This is a genomic window from Pseudomonas sp. B21-056, assembly GCF_026016325.1.
Taxonomy (GTDB): domain Bacteria; phylum Pseudomonadota; class Gammaproteobacteria; order Pseudomonadales; family Pseudomonadaceae; genus Aquipseudomonas.
On the sequence record NZ_CP087203.1, the window covers coordinates 806,734 to 824,362 of the forward strand.

Genomic DNA, 17,629 nt, shown 5'->3' on the forward strand with positions numbered 1-17,629 from the left:
ATGGAGTGTTGACAGAAATAAATCATTGCACAATACTCGGCGCTCAGGACGAGCGACACATATCAAGGAGCGATACCCATGCCTTCGCAGGAAACATGCGTACTTACCTCTGCCGGCCTTAAAAAGTTGGCGCTGAATCAAGAATGTCGAGAGGCTTTCAACAAAGACTCGCTGTTCTTCAAATTATTCGAGCGAGCCGCTCAGCGCTATATAGTCTCGTCGAACCTGGAAAGCCTCCCCGATAAGCTGAAACTGCTCTGCGACAAGGGTTATCAGCTCGGCGTCGAATATGTCGGCGAAGAAAACCATGACCCGCGCGTCGTACAGTCTTTTGTCGATGAATACCTGGCGTCCATCCAGACTTTCGCCAAAGCCGGATTAACGCCCCAGTTAGGTTTCGATTTAAGTGCGGTAGGGATGCTGATATCCCAGGAAACCGCTTATCGCAACGCCACTGCAATCTTGTCCGCCGCCGCAAAACATAATATTCCTGTGATGATCAGCATGGAACATTCTTCGGCGGTCGATAAGATCCTGGAAGTGTATTCCCAATTGGCACCCGATCATTCCAATATTGGCCTAACTGTGCAGGCACACTTGCATAGAACCGTGAATGATCTGCCCGCCCTTATCCGTTATGGCCGCAAGATCAGATTGGTCAAGGGCGTCTATAACGAAGCGCCTGGAATCGCTCTTCCCCGGGGCGCGGAACTTGATGAACGCTATCTGAAACTGCTGGCGTCCATCCTGGACGCCGGGGTTCCGGTCAGTTGCGCGACGCAGGATCCAGACCTGATCAAGCGCCTCTTTGAAGAAGGTTTTCACTCCCGCATCGAGGAACTGGAAATGCTCCACGGCGTGCAACCCGAAGCGTTGCGCAAAGCCAAGGATGCAGGGTTGGCCTGTCGTATCGCGGCGGTCTATGGCGATAGCTGGTACCTGCATTTCCTGCATCGGCTGGCGGAGTCGCCGGTAAACGTCCTCGAGGCCCTGGCCGACTTCTACGATCCTTCTCGCATTGTTTTTGGCGCAGGTTATTAACGGAGCATTTATGTTTATCGATCTCAGAAGCGATACGGTAACCAAGCCAACGGAAGGCATGCGCAAGGCGATTTATCAGGCGGAAGTGGGTGATGACTGCTTCGGTGAAGACCCGACGGTGCGCGCATTGGAAGAATACTGTGCCCAGTACTTCCAGAAGGAAGCGGCACTGTTCACTTCTGGCGGCACATTGAGCAACCAGTTGGCTATCAAGGCCATGACGAACCCGGGCGACGAGATATTCCTGGACGCCTCGTACCACATCAACTTCTATGAATCCGCCTCGACCTCGGCGTTTTCCGGGGTCAACTTTTCGCTTTCAACCCATGACAACGGGTTGTTTACCGTCAGTGACCTGGAAAAACTCCATGCCTCCAAATGCCGTTGGAGCCAGAACTACGCCCTGCCACGGGTGGTGGTGATCGAGAACACGCTCGGCTGCAAAGGCGGCGCAATCTTCCCGCTGCAACAGATGAACGATGTCTTTGCCTATGCCCAGGATATCGGCGCCTATCGTTACCTGGATGGCGCACGCATCCTCCATGCGTCCATCGCGTCCGGTATTGATGTGACGTCGTATACCGACAACGCCGATCTTTTGTCCATGTGCCTGTCCAAGGGGTTGGGCGCGCCGATCGGTTCGATCATGGTGGGTTCCGAGGAGCTGATACAGCGAGCCAAGAAATACCGCAAATGGTTCGGCGGCGACTTGCACCAGGCCGGCATGATGGCGGCTGCGGGCCTGTACGCGATGCACAATCATGTCGAGCGCCTGGCCGAAGACCATGAACACGCCGCGTTGCTGCATCAATTGCTCAACGACATCGACGAAGCGCCCGCCCGTTATAAGGGCACCAACATGGTGACCCTGGATATTGCCTCGCTGGACATCACCCCGGTGCAGTTCGCGGGCTACCTGCGCAGGCAAGGCGTGGGTGGGCTGCCTTATAACGCCAGGGAAATGCGCTTCATGCCGCATATCAACATTACCCGCGACGATATCCACAAAGCCGCCGGTATTATCAAGGATGCCGTTCGTGCGCTCAGCCAGGCCGGGGAGACGATCAAGTGATCTACAAGAAAAATGTCGTCCTGATCGTCGATGCCTATTCGATCGGCAGCCTGATCGCCCCTGCATTCATTTCCCGTGGATTCGATTGCGTGCATCTGCGTTCGACCGCCAACGTCAACGCGTTCTACAAACCCTGGTTTCGCCCCGCCGATTTTATCGACGATATTCTCTACAGCTCGGATGCCGAGTTGCGTCAGGCCTTGTCCGATTATTCGGTCCAGTTCGTACTCGCTGGTTGCGAGTTCGGTGTAGAGCTGGCCGCCCACCTGGCCGAGCTGTTCGACGTGACGCGACGCAATGATCCGCGCCACGCCATTCGCTGGCGCGACAAGTTTGAAATGCACGAGGCTTTGCAACAGGCCGGCGTGCGATCGATCCGGCATTTCAAGTCGGGGTCGTTGACGGCCATTCAGGAGTGGGTGAAAGAGCAGAGAATCCTGCCCGTGGTGTTGAAGCCGATCAAAAGCGCCGGCTCCGACAATATCCATATCTGCACCTGTGAGAGCGAAGTCGAGCGGGCTTTCGAGGCGATCAAGTCGAGCCGGAATCTTTTTCTCGAAAGCAACGAAGAGGTTCTGGTTCAGCAGTACCTGGACAACTCGGACTTCCGCTCGGAACTGTCGGCGAGCAAGTCCAGCGATGTGGATATCGAATATTGCGTCAACACCGTGAGTGTCGATGGCCAGCACTATGTCAGCGAAATCATCCGTGTTTATCGCACGCGGATTGGTGATTCGCCGGTGCACGACTACAACCAGTTGATGTGCCCGGTGGACAATGCCGATGTCTACGCTCGCCTGTCCCACTACATTTTTTCCGTGCTCGATGCACTCGGCATCCGGCAAGGGGTTGGTCACAGCGAACTGATGATTGTCGACGATGAGCCGGTACTGCTTGAAACCGCGGCACGCATGCCGGGCGGTATCGATCTGTCGGCCTACACCCGGGCCCTGGGGCATAACCAGTTGAGTCTGTGGATCGACTCGCTGGTCAATCCACAGGCCTTTCTCGATTACCGTCAGCGGCCGAGAACCAGGCTCTACTTCCATTCAAGTTGCGTGTTCCTGATCGCCCGGCAGGCCGGCCCGATCAAGCGGGCGCCCGAGCTGACGCGGTGGAAGGCGATTGCAGGGGTGCACAGCATCAAGATCCAGGATGAGGGTGTGCTCAAGGAAACCGTTTCCCTGGAAAACTGCCCGGGCCACGTTTTCATCCTCGGTCATGATCGCGCCGCCATCCAGCAAAGCATCGAGTTGCTGCGCGAGGATGAGCCCGGCGTCTACAGGGCCATGCTGACATGAGCGACGTGTCGGGAGAGCTGGCCGTGCAGGACGGGGCCAAGGTCTATACGAGGCCTGTGATGCTGCTGCTGTCGGCGACGTTTATCCTGACCGTTGCCCGGGCCCTGGCGTTGCCTTATCTGGTCGTCTATTGCTCCCAGGTTTTCGGCCTGGGCGTGACGGATATCGGCCTTGTGGTCGGCGGCGCGCTGATCGTCAGCTCGCTGCTGGGGGTCTATGGCGGTTTTCTGGTGGACAGGTTTTCCAACTATCGGATCCTGCTCGGTGCGGCCACCTTGTTTGCCCTGGCATTTGCCGTGGCCTACCAGGTTGCCAGCCTGGTGCCGTTCATCATTGCGATCGTGGCGGTGAACCTGTCCTATGCGGTGATCGATATCGCCGTGAAGTCAGGTATAGGTTTGCTGGTGATTCCCGATAAAAGGGGCAGTGTATTTTCCATGAAATACACGCTGACCAATGTCGGTTACGCCATCGGTCCCTTTCTGGGCGTGTTGTTTGCCAAGATCAGTCCCGGCCTGCCCTTTGCCGTTTCGGCGCTGATCGGCGTGGTGTTCGTGGGACTGTACAGCGTACTGGGCGAGCGCCTTCCCCGGGGAGCAAGCGCGGAGCGTCCGAACAATGACTTTGTCCGTGTACTGGTTCATCTGGCGCGTCATTACCGACTGGTCTGCTTTACGATCGGCGGCGTTCTCAGTGCGATTGTATTCGGACAGTTCACCGCCTATCTCTCGCAATACCTGATCGTGACCAGCGACCCGGAAAATACCTATCGGATCATCAATTACCTGGTCACCACCAACGCTTGCGTCGTCATCGGCCTGCAATACCTGATCGGCTCCAGGATCCACCCGAACAACCTGTTTCGCATGTTGCTGCTGGGCATGTTGTTTTTCATCACCGGGCTCATGGGGTTCGCTTATGCACAGGCCTGGATGGTCTGGGTGGTTGCCATGATCATTTTCACCGTGGGGGAAATCATCATCATCCCGGCGGAGTATCTGTTCATTGACTACATCGCACCGGAAGACATGCGAGGCGTGTACTACGGCGCGCAGAACCTGTCCAACCTGGGGGCGGCACTGGGGCCGGTATTGTGTGGCGCGGTGTTGTCGTTGTATGCGCCGCAGACCATGTTCTACGTCCTGTCGCTGTGCGTGGTCGCCGCCAGCCTGTTCTATTTCCTGGGTTCCAGGCGCTGGGGGAATGCATGATTCATTTCAACACGGCGGGTTCGGGGCTCATGTCCAGCGAGACGCTGGATCGGATGCAGCGTTACTTGCAGGAAGAGTTCGAGTTGGGCGCCTATGAAACCGAACTGAATCATTCGCCCGTGCTGGACACCGAAGTCTATGAAAGCATTGGCCGATTGCTGGGTGCCAATGCACGCAACATTGCCCTGTTCGATGGGGCGACCAAGGCCTGGGTGACCGCGCTGGAGTCGCTGACCTGGACCGAGGGCGCACGGGTTCTGGTCACGCCTTACGAATACGCGGGCAACCTGATTGCACTGTCGACGTTGCAGCGTCTGCATGGGGTGGTGGTCGAAGTGATGCCGCTGCTGGCCGACGGCAACCTGGACCTGCAATGGCTGGCCCGGCACATGAGCGCGGAGGTCAAGCTGGTCTCGCTCGTCCATGTGCCTTCCTGTTGCGGCATCGTGAATGACGTCGTCGCGGTGGGGAACATTCTGCGTGATTACCCTTGCCTGTATTTTGTCGATGCCTGTCAGTCGGCGGGCATGCTCGCACTGGATGTGCGGGCCATCGGCTGCGATGTATTGACGGCGGCCGGCAGGAAGTTCCTCTGTGGACCGAGAGGCACGGGATTCGCCTATCTTTCCGAGTGCTTCCTGGCGTCTGCACAACCGCGTTTCAGCGACCTCGGCCGGGCCAGTGTCGATCTGTCCGGCGTGGTCCATCGGCGTATCGATGATGCCCGTGGTTATGAGTTTGCCGAACGCAACAATGCGGCAGTGCTGGGCTTGAACCAGGCGATCAAGGAACGCCTGTCGAATGCCTACGGTGAAGAGTCCGACCTCTACCAATATCTTTTCCAGCGTCTGGCCCGGATGCCTGACATCCACTTGATTGCGCCAGGTACGCAGCATCAGGGAATCATCGCTTTTATTCATGCCCGCTGTGCGGCGACGGAAGTCGTCGGCTACCTGCGCACCCGAGGTGTCAACAGTTGGCCGGGGTATGCCTCCCATACGCCGTACTTTATGTTGAAGCAGGGGCATGAGCGTTTCGTGCGGATCTCCATCAACGCTCGGAACAGCGTTCGTGAGGCGGATGAGTTCATCGCCTTGCTGGCGCAGATATAACCCGACGCAGGGCACGAAACTTCAAGGCAAGGACCGTGGGCGTCTGTATTGATCACGTTGAATCACGAAAGGGAATTCTGATGAACGATATGACCAGGTTTAATCCTTCAGCTGAACTAAGGCAGCGCTTGCGACCCCTGTACCACAAGGATAACTGGCACTGGCTGGTTGCCCTTGGCGCAGACTTGCTGGTCATTGCCTCGGCAATCTACCTGAGCAATCGCTACAACGTCTTGTATCCGCTGGCACTGCTCTTCATTGGCTCCCGACAACGAGCCCTCGCATCGCTTCTGCACGAAGCGGCGCACATGACCCTGGCCCGGAGCAAAGTAGTCAACAAGTGGGTCGGCGAGTACCTGCTGGCCTATCCCATCTTCCAGAACTACGAAGCGTACCGGCGCTCCCATGTGCAGATGCATCACCACCACCTGGGTGATCAGGACAAGGACCCCGACCATCGCTTCTACATCGAATCCGGCCTGTATGAAGCGCAGGATCGCCTGGACTTCCTGTTCCGGCATCTGTTCAGGAGCGTGACGCTGGTCAATACCTACAAGTACTTCCTCTACCTGGTAAAGAATCGGGCCGGTGACATCCTTGCCAACCCGCTACAAGGTGTGAAGCTCCTGGCAGTGCATGGGGTCATCCTGCTGCTGTTGAGCTATTTCGTCGGTCCATGGGGCTATGTCCTGTTCTGGTTGATTCCTTACTTCACGGCCTTCCAGGTGATTGGCTGGTTCTCCGAGATTTCCGAGCACTTTGGCATGTTCGGCGTCTACAAGGAGGAGGTGAAACTGACGCGCAATCGCTTCCCGACCCTGCCCGAAAGACTGTTCATTGGTATGCATGGCGACAACTATCACCTGACGCACCATCTGTTTGCGGGCGTTCCATTCTGGAACCTGAAGCAGGCACACCAGGTATTGATGGAGGATGAGAGCTATGCGGCCGCCAATCGCGGCTGTGGTGGGATTTTTACGGCGAGGAGAGATGCCAGGTCCAGCATCCATCAGATACTCGAGGCGTATCGAAGCGGCAAGATCAGCGCTATCAACGTCACGGTGTAGCGGCGGGTTGCGGCACTGCGCTGTGTTCGCATCGAGCGAGCACAGCGCACCGGCCGCAGGCGTATCGAACCGAATCAGGCAAAGACGAAGTATTTGCGCACGGTTTCAACCACTTCCCAGGTGCCTTTCATCCCAGGCTCGATGACAAAGATGTCACCGGCCCGCAGATGGATGGGCTCCATGCCTTCCGGGGTGATGATGCAGTAGCCTTCCTGGAAGTGGCAGTATTCCCACTTCACGTATTCCACGTACCATTTGCCCGGCGTGCAGATCCAGGTGCCCATGATCTTGCTGCCATCTTCGCTGGTATAGGCGTTGAGGTTGACGGTGTGCGGGTCGCCTTCGAGCTTTTCCCATTTGCAGGCATCGAGTACGGGCAGCGGATGGGTATCGCGCAGGACGGTGATAGGTGCGGTCATGTGGACTCCGGGCAATGGACGTAAGCTGAAGAGGCACCCTATAGGCGTCTGCATTCTTCCAGTTGTCTGTGCTCGACATCGAGCTACCCAGAAACGCAAATCAATGCTCGGACAGATGCAGGGCGAGGGCCCTGGCGTAGACGGGCAACGCCTCGAAATTGCGCGCCGCCAACAACAGGGCCCGTTGTGCCCAGGCTTCGTGCAGCGGCACGCACCGGTACGAAGGCTCCGCCGGGCGCCGTTCGATGGCAGCCCTTGGCACGACGGCGATACCTGCGCCATGGGCCACCATGCGAATCACCCCATCGAAACCGTCGGCGCGAATGCGGATCCGCATGCGCAGCCCGGTGTGCAAGGCCTGCTCCTCGAGGTACACCGCCAGGGCGTTGGAGGCGTTCAGGCCGACATAGTCGTGGCTCAGCGTCTCGCTGAAACTTACCGTGCGACCGTCAGCCAATGGGTGTTCGGACGGTAGGATCAATACCAACGGATCGTTGCGAAAGGGCCGGGTCTGAAGGTCATCGGTGTCGACGGCGCCGGATACGATACCCAGGTCTGCCGCACCCTGGCGCAAGGCATGGGTGATGCGCGAGCTGGGCAGCTCCTGCAGGTCGATGTCGAGGTTGGGGTGGGCCTTGAGGAAGGTCGCCAGCAACTCGGGCAGGTATTCGCTCATGGCGCTGGTGTTGCACAGCAGCCGTACCCGGCCTTTCACGCCGCGGGCGTACTCGGCCAGATCCTGTTGCAAGTGCTCCGCGTGTTGCAGCAATACCCGGGCATGTTGCGCCAGGGCCTTGCCGGCCGGTGTCGGCGTTACGCCCCGCCGCCCGCGTTCGAGCAGGTCGGTTCCCAGGGACGCCTCCATGGCACGCACCCGCGCACTCGCCGCCGCCAGGGACAGATGGCTGCGGGCGGCACCGGCAGTGATGTTGCCGGTGTCGAGGATGTTCAGGTAGAGACGCAGGTCGGTGAGGTCGAAATGCATGGTATGGGGGCCTGTACCGGGTTCTGTTGCGTCTGATCGATCGTCATCGCGAGCAGGCTCGCTCCCACAGGGATTCTCGGTGTACGCAAGACCTGTGTTCACAGCAACCCCCTGTGGGAGCGAGCCTGCTCGCGATGGCGTCAGTAGCCCATAAATTGTCCAGCCTCTTGTTATCCGAGAGGCAGCCTCAGTATATGGCAGATTTCAAAACACCCCTCATGGGCTCAGGATAACCCCATGAACACATTCATCGCTTTCTATCAGAACCTGGGCCCAGCGCTATCCCTATTGGTCGTCGCCACTTTCCTGCTGGCCGGCACGATCAAGGGTGTGATCGGCCTCGGCCTGCCGACCATTTCCATGGGGTTGCTCGGGCTGGCTATGGCACCGGTGCAGGCTGCCGCGTTGCTCATCATTCCGGCCACCCTCACCAACCTCTGGCAACTGGCCTCCGGCGGGCATCTGCGCAGCTTGATCCGGCGTTTGTGGCCACTGTTGCTGGCGATTTTCATCGGCACCGGCCTTGGCACCTTGTGGATCGGCATGGCCGGCGGGCCCTGGGTGGTGCGGGCCTTGGGCGGCGCACTATTGGTGTATGCCCTGAGCGGGCTGGCGCTGCCGACGCTGCGGGTCGGTGGCCGTGTTGAGTTGTGGCTGGCGCCGGTCTGCGGGCTGCTTACCGGCGTCATCACGTCCGCCACTGGCGTGTTCGTCATCCCGGCGGTGCCTTACCTGCAAGCACTGGGCCTGAGCAAGGACGAACTGGTGCAGGCCCTGGGTCTGTCCTTTACCGTTTCGACGTTGGCCCTGGCGGCCGGCCTGTTGTGGCGCGGCGCCTTGGGCGGAGGGGAACTGAGTGCGTCGATGCTGGCGCTGGTGCCGGCGCTGCTGGGGATGTGGCTGGGGCAGTGGTTGCGCCGGCGGATCAGCGCCGTACTGTTTCGCCGGGTGTTTTTCATCGGCCTTGGCGGGCTCGGTGCCCACTTGCTGATCAGCGGCTAGACGATGGGCTGAGCATATCGACGCGGCGGATTTCGAAGTCGCGTTCCAGGTAATTCATGCGTTGCTCGAGGAACTGTTTCATGTGCGGCAGATTCGAGTGCACGTCCAGATGGGCCTGGGATTGCCAGATTTCATAGAAGATAAACAGCGTCGGGTCTTGTTGGTCCCGCAGCATGTGATATTCGATGCAGCCCGGTTCGGCGCGACTCGGTTCGACGTAGGCACGAAACAGTGCTTCAAAGGCTTCGGCTTTTTCCGGGCGGGTCTTGGCGTGGAGGATGAAGCCGTGCAACTCGCTCATCGCGTGTCTCCTGAATGAAAGTGAATTGAATTCTACGGCAACAATCCGTTGTTGATTCGTGCGTATAGGTCAAATCATTTTTGCCGTTGCAGCGCTTACTCCACGTGAGGCTCATCGGTAGTCTGCGCCCCATCATTTCAACCTTTCCATTCGGCAGCCCTTCGACGGTGCCTGCTGTGGAACCCGATGAGGCTCCCCATGAAAAAAGTCCTGCTGCTCAACGGTGGTAAACAGTTCGCTCATTCCGACGGTCGCTATAACGCGACCCTCCACGACACGGCCCTCAGTGTGCTGGACCGGGGTGGCCTGGACGTCAAAAGCACCTTCATCGACGGCGGCTACGACATCCAGGAAGAAGTCGCCAAGTTTCTCTGGGCCGACGTCATCATCTATCAGATGCCGGGCTGGTGGATGGGCGCCCCATGGACCGTGAAGAAGTACATCGACGAAGTGTTCACCGAAGGCCATGGCAGCCTCTACGCCAGTGACGGCCGCACCCGCTCCGATGCCTCGCAGAAGTACGGCAGCGGTGGCCTGGTGCAGGGCAAGCAATACATGTTGTCGCTGACCTGGAACGCCCCCCGACAGGCCTTTGATGACCCGACCGACTTCTTCGAAGGCAAGGGGGGGGACGCGGTGTACTTCCCATTCCACAAGGCCAACCAGTTCCTGGGCATGACCGGCTTGCCGACCTTCCTGTGCGTGGACGTGATGAAGCGCCCCGACATCGAGGCCGATGTGGCGCGGTATGAACAGCATTTGATCGAGGTGTTCGGTCTGGAGGCATGATATTTCAGCGCACATGCCGCTACTATCTTGTGGCGAGGGGATTTATCCCCGCTCGCCTGCGAAGCAGGCGCCGAAGTTGATAACGCGACCATCCAGGCACATCGCGTGTTGACTCAAGGTCCGCTTCGCGGCCCAACGGGGATAAATCCCCTCGCCACAAGAGAACAATCGATAGGAACATTTGTGAAAGCCAGATCCGACGAATTGCAGATCTTCGTCTGCGTGATCGAGTGCGGGTCGATCTCCGCCGCCGCCGAGCAGGTCGGGCAGACGCCCTCGGCGGTCAGCCGCACCTTGTCGCGGTTGGAAGCCAAGCTCGACACCACGCTGATCAATCGCACCACCCGGCGCATGGACCTGACGGAGGAGGGCCGGTATTTCTTCGAACAGGCCAAAGGCATTCTTGACCAGATGGAAGCGCTGGAAGAGCGCCTCTCGTCCCGCCAGCAAAAACCGTCCGGGCGGTTGCGGATCAACGCGGCGTCGCCGTTCATGCTGCATGCCATCGTGCCGCACATCGACGAGTTCCGCAGGCTCTACCCGGACATCCAGCTCGAGCTCAACAGTAACGACCTGATCATTGATTTGCTGGAGCAGAGCACGGACATCGCCATCCGCATCGGCACCCTCACCGATTCGACGTTGCATGCCCGTCCCCTGGGTTGCAGTCCGTTGCACATCCTGGCCAGCCCCGCCTATCTGAAGCGCTGCGGTACGCCTTCAACCGTCGCTGAACTGGCGGAGCATGCGCTGCTGGGTTTTGCTCAGAACGATGGCCTCAACCAATGGCCCCTGCGCCATCTTCACGGCGACCGCTGGCCCATCCAGGCGGCCATCAGTGCCTCCAGTGGCGAAACGGTGCGACATCTGGCGCTGCAAGGTCAGGGCATCGCCTGCCTGTCGGACTTCATGACCCGCGACGACATCCGTGCCGGCCGGTTGAAAGTGCTGCTGGCCGAAGCCAATAGCGGGTACCGCCAGCCGATCAACGCGGTTTACTACCGCAACTCCCAACTGGCGTTGCGCATCCAGTGTTTCCTGGATTTCATCCAGGACAAGCTCGCCGAATACGCTTCGCGCTCAGGCTGATTCGTGACTCCCAGGCTCCTGGGGTTCATCACGATCCCCCTGTGGGAGCGAGCCTGCTCGCGAAGGCGTCGGGTCAGTCAATCCTGGGTTGGCTGATGCACCGCTATCGCGAGCAGGCTCGCTCCCACCCTCGATCATCCGCGCCCACAAAATCCCGGTTCAGCACGATCCCCCTGTGGGAGCGAGCCTGCTCGCGAAGGCGTCGGGTCAGTCAATCCTGGGTTGGCTGATTCACCGCTATCGCGAGCAAGCTCGCTCCCACCCTCGATCAGCAGCGCCCACAGGATCCCGGTTCAGCACGATCCCCCTGTGGGAGCGAGCCTGCTCGCGAAGGCGCCGGGTCAGTCAATCCTGGGTTGGCTGATGCACCGCTATCGCGAGCAGGCTCGCTCCCACCCTCGATCATCCGCGCCCACAGGATCCCGGTTCAGCACGATCCCCCTGTGGGAGCGAGCCTGCTCGCGAAGGCGTCGGGTCAGTCAATCCTGGGTTGGCTGATTCACCGCTATCGCGAGCAAGCTCGCTCCCACCCTCGATCAGCAGTGCCCACAGGATCCCGGTTCATCACGATCCCCCTGTGGGAGCGAGCCTGCTCGCGAAGGCGCCGGGTCAGTCAATCCTGGGTTGGCTGATTCACCGCTATCGCGAGCAGGCTCGCTCCCACCCTCGATCAGCAGCGCCCACAAGATCCCGGTTCAGCACAGACCCCCTGTGGGAGCGAGCCTGCTCGCGAAGGCGTCGGGTCAGTCAATCCTGGGCTGGCTGATACACCGCCATCGCGAGCAGGCTCCGCTCCCACAGGTTTTTTCTTTTCAATCGTGATGCACGCCCGCCCGCTTGAGCATCTGCTTGCAGCGCTCCGAGAGGTGGAAGACCCGCAGGTGTTTGCCGGCCTTGCTGTAGCGTTCACGCAAGGTCTTCAGCGCGGCGATGGCCGAGTAGTCGACGAAGCTCAGGTGGCGGCAGTCCAGGGTCACCTGGATCGGATCGTTCGCCGGGTCGAACTGGTTGAGAAAGGGTGTGGTCGAGGCAAAGAACAGTGTGCCGTGCAGGCGATAGAGTTTGCTGCCGTCAGCCTCCAGGTGGGTATCGGCGTAAAGCTCCCGGGCCTGTTGCCAGGCGAAGTTGAGCGCTGCGACGATGATGCCGCACAGCACCGCCACGGCCAGGTCGGTGAACACGGTGATGACAGTCACGGCAACGATGACCAGTACGTCATTCACCGGCACTTTGTTGATCACTCGCAGCGAGGCCCAGGCAAAGGTCTGTTGCGACACCACGAACATCACGCCCACCAGCGCAGCGAGCGGAATGCGCTCGATCAGTGGCGACAGGAACAACACGAACAGCAACACCATCACCCCGGCCACCGCGCCGGACAAGCGGCCGCGGCCACCGGAGCTGAGGTTGATCACCGTCTGGCCGATCATGGCGCAGCCGCCCATGCCGCCGAACAGGCCGGAGGCAATATTGGCCGCGCCGAGCGCCACGCACTCGCGATCCGGGTAACCACGGCTCTCGGTGATTTCATCGGTCAGGTTCAGGGTCAACAGGGTTTCGAGCAAGCCGACCATCGCCATGATCACCGCATAGGGCGCTACGATCTGCAGGGTTTCCAGGTTCCAGGGAATGTCCGGCAAGGCCAAGTCGGGCAAACCGCCGGCAATATGTGCCATGTCGCCCAGGGTACGGGTCGGCAGGCCGAGCAGGTAGACCGCCAGGCCGACCCCGAGAATCGCCACCAGGGCCGGCGGCACGCTGCGGGTCAGACGTGGCAGCAAATAGACGACGGCCATGGTCAACGCCACCAGGCCCGCCATCCAGTACAGCGGGGCGCCACTGAGCCAGGTTTCGCCGTTCTTGAAATGCTCCAGTTGCGCCAGCGCAATCACAATCGCCAGGCCGTTGACGAAGCCGAGCATCACCGGATGCGGCACCATGCGCACCAGCTTGCCCAGCCGCAACAGCCCGAACGCCATCATGATCAGCCCACCCAGCAACACCGTAGCCAGCAGGTACTGCACGCCGTGCTGCACCACCAGCGCGACAATCACCACGGCCATCGACCCCGCCGCGCCTGACACCATGCCGGGCCGTCCGCCAAACAGGGCGGTCAGGGTGCAGATGATGAATGCGCCATAGAGCCCCATCAGCGGGTTGAGGTGGGCCACCAGGGCGAAAGCGATGCATTCGGGGAGCAAGGCGAAAGAGGTGGTGAGGCCGGCGAGAACGTCGGCGCGAAGGCGTGCTGGTTTCATGGTTTACCTGACTGGGCGCCGGTTGAGGGGGCCGGGGGACGTGATGCAAAAGCAGAAGGCGATAGTACGGAAATTCCCCTGTGGGAGCGAGCCTGCTCGCTCCCACAGGGACCGGTGCCAAGGGATGAAAATTTGCTGTGGGATTTTCATCGGTGCTGGGGCGCAATGCCCGTCAGCGACACGTCTTGTCCGTGCACGAAATTTACTTTCAAAACATTTGAAGATTATTCCTTGAAATGATTTATGAGTTTCACAACTCATAGACGTGACCCTGTTCAAGGAGTACCGCATGGCACCTGCTTTCGGTTACTGGCTGTTGGTCTACGCGGCCATCGCCATCATTGCGCTGATCGTCCTGATCGCCCGCTACCGACTCAATCCGTTCATTGTGATCACGCTGGTTTCCATCGGTCTTGCGTTGTTGGCGGGGATGCCGCCGGCGGGTGTGGTGGGGGCGTATGAAGCCGGTGTGGGCAAGACGCTGGGGCACATTGCGCTGGTGGTGGCCTTGGGCACGATGCTCGGCAAGATGATGGCCGAGTCCGGCGGGGCGGAGCGGATGGCGCAGACGCTGATCGAGCGCTTCGGTGAGCGAAACGCCCATTGGGCGATGGTGTGCATCGCCTTCCTGGTCGGGCTGCCGCTGTTCTTCGAAGTCGGTTTTGTGCTGCTGGTGCCCATCGCGTTCACCATCGCCCGGCGCGTGGGCGTGTCGATCCTGATGGTGGGGCTGCCGATGGTCGCCGGGCTCTCGGTGGTCCATGCCCTGGTGCCGCCGCATCCGGCAGCGATGCTGGCGGTGCAAGCGTTCCAGGCTTCCGTGGGGCAGACTTTGCTGTATGCCATCCTGATCGGTATTCCCACCGCGATCATCGCCGGTCCGCTGTACGCAAAGTTCATCGTGCCACGCATCCAGTTGCCGGCGGAAAGCCCACTGGAACGGCAGTTTCTTGACCGAGAACCCCGCGCCAGGCTGCCGGGTTTCGGCATTACCCTGGGGACCATCCTGCTGCCGGTAATCCTGATGCTGATCGGTGGCTGGGCCAACCTGATCTCTACGCCGGGCAGCGGTTTCAACCAGTTCCTGCTGTTCATCGGCAACTCGGTGATTGCGCTGCTGCTGGCGACCGTCCTCAGCTTCTGGACCCTCGGCCTCGCCCAGGGCTTCAACCGTGAGTCGATCCTCAAGTTCACCAACGAATGCCTGGCACCCACCGCCAGCATCACTTTGCTGGTAGGGGCCGGTGGTGGCTTGAACCGGATCCTGGTGGACGCCGGGGTCACCCAACAGATCGTCGGGCTGGCCCAGGAATTCCAGTTGTCGCCACTGCTCATGGGCTGGCTGTTCGCCGCATTGATGCGCGTCGCCACCGGCTCGGCGACGGTGGCGATGACCACCGCCTCGGGCATCGTCGCACCTGTGGCGATTGGCTTGGGTTACCCCCATCCTGAACTGCTGGTGCTGGCAACCGGGGCCGGGTCGGTTATCTTTTCCCACGTCAACGACGGCGGTTTCTGGTTGATCAAGGAATATTTCAACATGACCGTTGCCCAAACCTTCAAGACCTGGACCGTGCTGGAAACGCTGATCTCCCTGGTCGCCTTCGGCCTGACCCTCGGGCTCGCGCGTTTGCTCTGAGTGCCACGCAACCACACAGGAACCGTCATGGACATCCTCTATCAGATCCGCGCCCGTCAGGATTCCTTCAGCGCCGGCGAAGGAAGAATCGCCCGGCTGATGCTCGACGACGTAGGATTTGCCGCCTCCGCCAGCCTGGACGACCTGGCCCGGCGCGCTGAAGTCAGCAGCGCCACGCTGTCGCGTTTCGCCCGTACCGTCGGTTGTCGCGACCTGCGGGACCTGCGCCTGCAACTGGCCCAGGCCAGCGGTGTCGGCAGCCGTTTTCTCGACCCGGCGGGCGCGCCCGAACAATCGGCGTTCTATGGGCAGATTGTCGGCGATATCGAATCCACGTTGCGTCAGCATCTGTCAGGATTCGAAGAGACGCGCTTCGCCGATGCCGTGCGGATGCTCGGCAAGGCGCGGATGATTCATGCATTTGGACTCGGAGGCTGGTCGGCGTTGTGCAGCGAAGAGTTGCAGGTACGGCTGGTGCGTTTCGGCTATCCGATTGCCGTGTGCCGCGACCCGGTGATGATGCGCATCACCGCCACCTCGTTGAGTGAGGCGCATGTGGTCATCGCTTGCTCGCTCACCGGCATCACTCCCGAACTGCTCGGTGCGGTTGAGCTGGCCCGCAGTTACGGCGCGACGATCCTGGCGATCACCCGGGCCGACTCACCGCTTGCCGGCCTGGCCGATGTGGTACTGCCCCTGCAAGGCGCCGAGACCTCGTTCATCTACAAACCCACGGCGGCGCGCTACGGCATGCTGTTGGCCATCGATGTGCTCGCCACCGAGCTCGCACTGGCCAACCCTGAAGACAATCAAGAGCGCCTGCGGCGAGTCAAACTCGCCCTGGACGACTACCGCGGCGGCGACGATGATCTGCCGCTGGGAGACTGACATGCGGTACGACACCCTTATCCGTAATGCGCGAGTCATCGATGGCCGCGACACGCCCGGCTACACCGCCGATGTCGCGATTCATGCCGGGCGCATCGAGCGCATCGGCGACCTGGGCGCTGCCCGGGCGACTGCCGAAGTCGACGCCGCCGGCCGCGTGCTGGCGCCGGGGTTTATCGACGTACATACCCATGACGACACCATGGTCATCCGCCAGCCACAGATGCTGCCCAAGCTCAGCCAGGGTGTGACCACGGTGATCGTCGGTAACTGTGGCATCAGTGCTTCACCGGTGTGCCTGCGGGGCGATCCTCCGGATCCGATGAACCTGCTCGGCACGGCCCAGGCGTTCGTGTACCCGCGCTTCAGCGATTATCGCGGCGCGGTAGAAGCGGCTGCTCCGGCGGTCAACGTCGCCGCGTTGGTAGGCCACACCGCGTTGCGCAGTAACCACATGGACGATTTGTTGCGCACGGCCAGCGTGGGAGAAATCGCCGCCATGCGTCAGCAACTGCGCGAAAGCCTGGAGGGCGGTGCGTTGGGTTTATCCACCGGCCTGGCCTACGCCAACGCGTTTTCCGCCTCCACCGACGAAGTCATGCAACTGACCGAAGAGTTGAGCGCATTCGATGCGGTCTACACCACGCACCTGCGCAGCGAATTCGAACCGGTGCTCGAGGCCATGAGCGAGGCCTTCCAGATCGGCCGTCATGCACAAAGCCCGGTGATTATTTCCCACCTCAAATGTGCCGGCGTCGGTAATTGGGGGCGTAGTCCGCAGGTGCTTGCGGCGCTGGAAAACGCCGCGAAAAATCATCCGGTCGGCTGTGACTGCTACCCCTACGCGGCAAGCTCTTCGACGCTGGATCTCAAGCAAGTGACCGATGCCCATCCCATCACCATCACCTGGTCGACGCCTCATCCATTGATGGGCGGTCGCGAACTTGTCGACATTGCCAACGAATGGGGCGTGTCGCTGCTGGAGGCGGCGCGCCGCCTGCAACCGGCTGGCGCGGTGTACTACGGCATGGACGAAGCTGATGTAAGACGAATCCTTGCCCATCCGCTGTCGATGGTCGGCTCCGACGGTTTGCCCGAAGACCCGTTTCCCCATCCGCGCTTGTGGGGCGCTTTCCCACGGGTGTTGGGACATTTCAGTCGTGACGTCGGGCTTTTTCCGCTGCACACCGCCGTGCACAAAATGACCGGTCTTTCCGCGACACGTTTCGGCCTGAAAGAGCGTGGTGAAATTCGTGAGGGACATTGGGCGGACCTGGTGCTGTTCAATCCGCACACCGTTCGTGATGTTGCCGATTTCGTTGAGCCGCAACGTGCTGCCGAAGGCATTGATGGGGTGTGGATCAACGGCGTTCTGAGCTACAGCGATGGGCAGGCGAACGGACGCAGGGAAGGGCGGTTCCTGGCGAGAGGGGCTCGGTTCATAGGGTAGGTATG

At 60.3% G+C, this 17,629-nt stretch carries 16 protein-coding genes; 12 read left to right on the forward strand and 4 right to left on the reverse strand.

Translation table 11 applies throughout. The features are described 5' to 3' along the window. Window positions 1-78 precede the first annotated feature (78 nt). From LOY67_RS03475 to gntB, 6 genes are all read left to right on the forward strand, one after another. Window positions 79-1,041 carry a proline dehydrogenase family protein gene (locus LOY67_RS03475; protein WP_265065957.1) on the forward strand — a complete coding sequence of 321 codons (963 nt, stop codon included), beginning with the start codon at window positions 79-81 and terminating at the stop codon, window positions 1,039-1,041. Between the two features lie 10 nt (window positions 1,042-1,051). Further along, on the forward strand, window positions 1,052-2,113 hold the full coding sequence (locus LOY67_RS03480; protein ID WP_265065958.1) for a threonine aldolase family protein: 1,062 nt from the start codon (window positions 1,052-1,054) through the stop codon (window positions 2,111-2,113). Then, a complete protein-coding gene (locus tag LOY67_RS03485; protein ID WP_265065959.1) occupies window positions 2,110-3,414 on the forward strand; it encodes a hypothetical protein in 1,305 nt (434 codons plus the stop codon). The genes LOY67_RS03480 and LOY67_RS03485 overlap by 4 nt, the downstream gene beginning before the upstream one ends. Next, window positions 3,411-4,625, forward strand: a complete 1,215-nt coding sequence (locus LOY67_RS03490) for an MFS transporter (RefSeq protein ID WP_265065960.1) — start codon at window positions 3,411-3,413, stop codon at window positions 4,623-4,625. The genes LOY67_RS03485 and LOY67_RS03490 overlap by 4 nt, the downstream gene beginning before the upstream one ends. Next, window positions 4,622-5,737: an aminotransferase class V-fold PLP-dependent enzyme gene (locus LOY67_RS03495; protein WP_265065961.1), complete on the forward strand. Its 1,116-nt coding sequence runs from the start codon at window positions 4,622-4,624 to the stop codon at window positions 5,735-5,737. Before LOY67_RS03490 ends, LOY67_RS03495 begins: the two co-directional genes overlap by 4 nt. An 80-nt stretch (window positions 5,738-5,817) precedes the next feature. Continuing rightward, on the forward strand, window positions 5,818-6,804 hold the full coding sequence (gene gntB / locus LOY67_RS03500) for a guanitoxin biosynthesis L-arginine gamma (S) hydroxylase (RefSeq protein ID WP_265065962.1): 987 nt from the start codon (window positions 5,818-5,820) through the stop codon (window positions 6,802-6,804). Between the two features lie 74 nt (window positions 6,805-6,878). On the opposite strand, the gene LOY67_RS03505 is transcribed toward gntB, so the two are convergent. Both LOY67_RS03505 and LOY67_RS03510 read right to left on the reverse strand, forming a co-directional pair. Then, the gene (locus tag LOY67_RS03505) at window positions 6,879-7,223 is read right to left on the reverse strand and encodes a cupin domain-containing protein (protein WP_024781087.1); all 345 of its coding nucleotides are present in this window, start codon (window positions 7,221-7,223) and stop codon (window positions 6,879-6,881) included. Window positions 7,224-7,323: 100 nt separating this feature from the next. Then, window positions 7,324-8,208 (reverse strand): LysR family transcriptional regulator, encoded by an 885-nt coding sequence (locus LOY67_RS03510; RefSeq protein ID WP_265065963.1) that lies wholly within the window; start codon window positions 8,206-8,208, stop codon window positions 7,324-7,326. A gap of 237 nt (window positions 8,209-8,445) precedes the next feature. On the opposite strand from LOY67_RS03510, the gene LOY67_RS03515 reads away from it, so the two are divergent. After that, window positions 8,446-9,210 (forward strand): sulfite exporter TauE/SafE family protein, encoded by a 765-nt coding sequence (locus LOY67_RS03515; RefSeq protein WP_265065964.1) that lies wholly within the window; start codon window positions 8,446-8,448, stop codon window positions 9,208-9,210. Here the strand turns inward: LOY67_RS03515 and LOY67_RS03520 are convergent. After that, window positions 9,200-9,511, reverse strand: a complete 312-nt coding sequence (locus LOY67_RS03520) for a putative quinol monooxygenase (RefSeq protein ID WP_265065965.1) — start codon at window positions 9,509-9,511, stop codon at window positions 9,200-9,202. The two genes, LOY67_RS03515 and LOY67_RS03520, sit on opposite strands and share 11 nt — an antisense overlap. 198 nt (window positions 9,512-9,709) lie before the next feature. Between LOY67_RS03520 and LOY67_RS03525 the strand changes: the two genes are divergently transcribed. Together LOY67_RS03525 and LOY67_RS03530 are read left to right on the forward strand one after the other, a co-directional pair. Further along, window positions 9,710-10,300, forward strand: a complete 591-nt coding sequence (locus LOY67_RS03525) for an NAD(P)H-dependent oxidoreductase (RefSeq protein ID WP_265065966.1) — start codon at window positions 9,710-9,712, stop codon at window positions 10,298-10,300. A 183-nt stretch (window positions 10,301-10,483) separates the two neighbouring features. Next, a complete protein-coding gene (locus tag LOY67_RS03530; RefSeq protein WP_265065967.1) occupies window positions 10,484-11,389 on the forward strand; it encodes a LysR family transcriptional regulator in 906 nt (301 codons plus the stop codon). A gap of 812 nt (window positions 11,390-12,201) precedes the next feature. Here LOY67_RS03530 and LOY67_RS03535 read toward each other — a convergent pair. Next, a complete protein-coding gene (locus LOY67_RS03535; protein ID WP_265065968.1) occupies window positions 12,202-13,647 on the reverse strand; it encodes a SulP family inorganic anion transporter in 1,446 nt (481 codons plus the stop codon). A gap of 289 nt (window positions 13,648-13,936) precedes the next feature. Between LOY67_RS03535 and LOY67_RS03540 the strand changes: the two genes are divergently transcribed. The 3 genes from LOY67_RS03540 to LOY67_RS03550 are packed head-to-tail and all read left to right on the forward strand — an operon-like array spanning window position 13,937 to window position 17,624. Continuing rightward, window positions 13,937-15,286, forward strand: a complete 1,350-nt coding sequence (locus tag LOY67_RS03540) for a GntP family permease (RefSeq protein WP_265065969.1) — start codon at window positions 13,937-13,939, stop codon at window positions 15,284-15,286. Window positions 15,287-15,313: 27 nt separating this feature from the next. Further along, on the forward strand, window positions 15,314-16,174 hold the full coding sequence (locus LOY67_RS03545) for a MurR/RpiR family transcriptional regulator (protein ID WP_265065970.1): 861 nt from the start codon (window positions 15,314-15,316) through the stop codon (window positions 16,172-16,174). A 1-nt stretch (window position 16,175) separates the two neighbouring features. Continuing rightward, window positions 16,176-17,624: an N-acyl-D-amino-acid deacylase family protein gene (locus LOY67_RS03550; protein ID WP_265065971.1), complete on the forward strand. Its 1,449-nt coding sequence runs from the start codon at window positions 16,176-16,178 to the stop codon at window positions 17,622-17,624. Window positions 17,625-17,629: the final 5 nt, after the last annotated feature.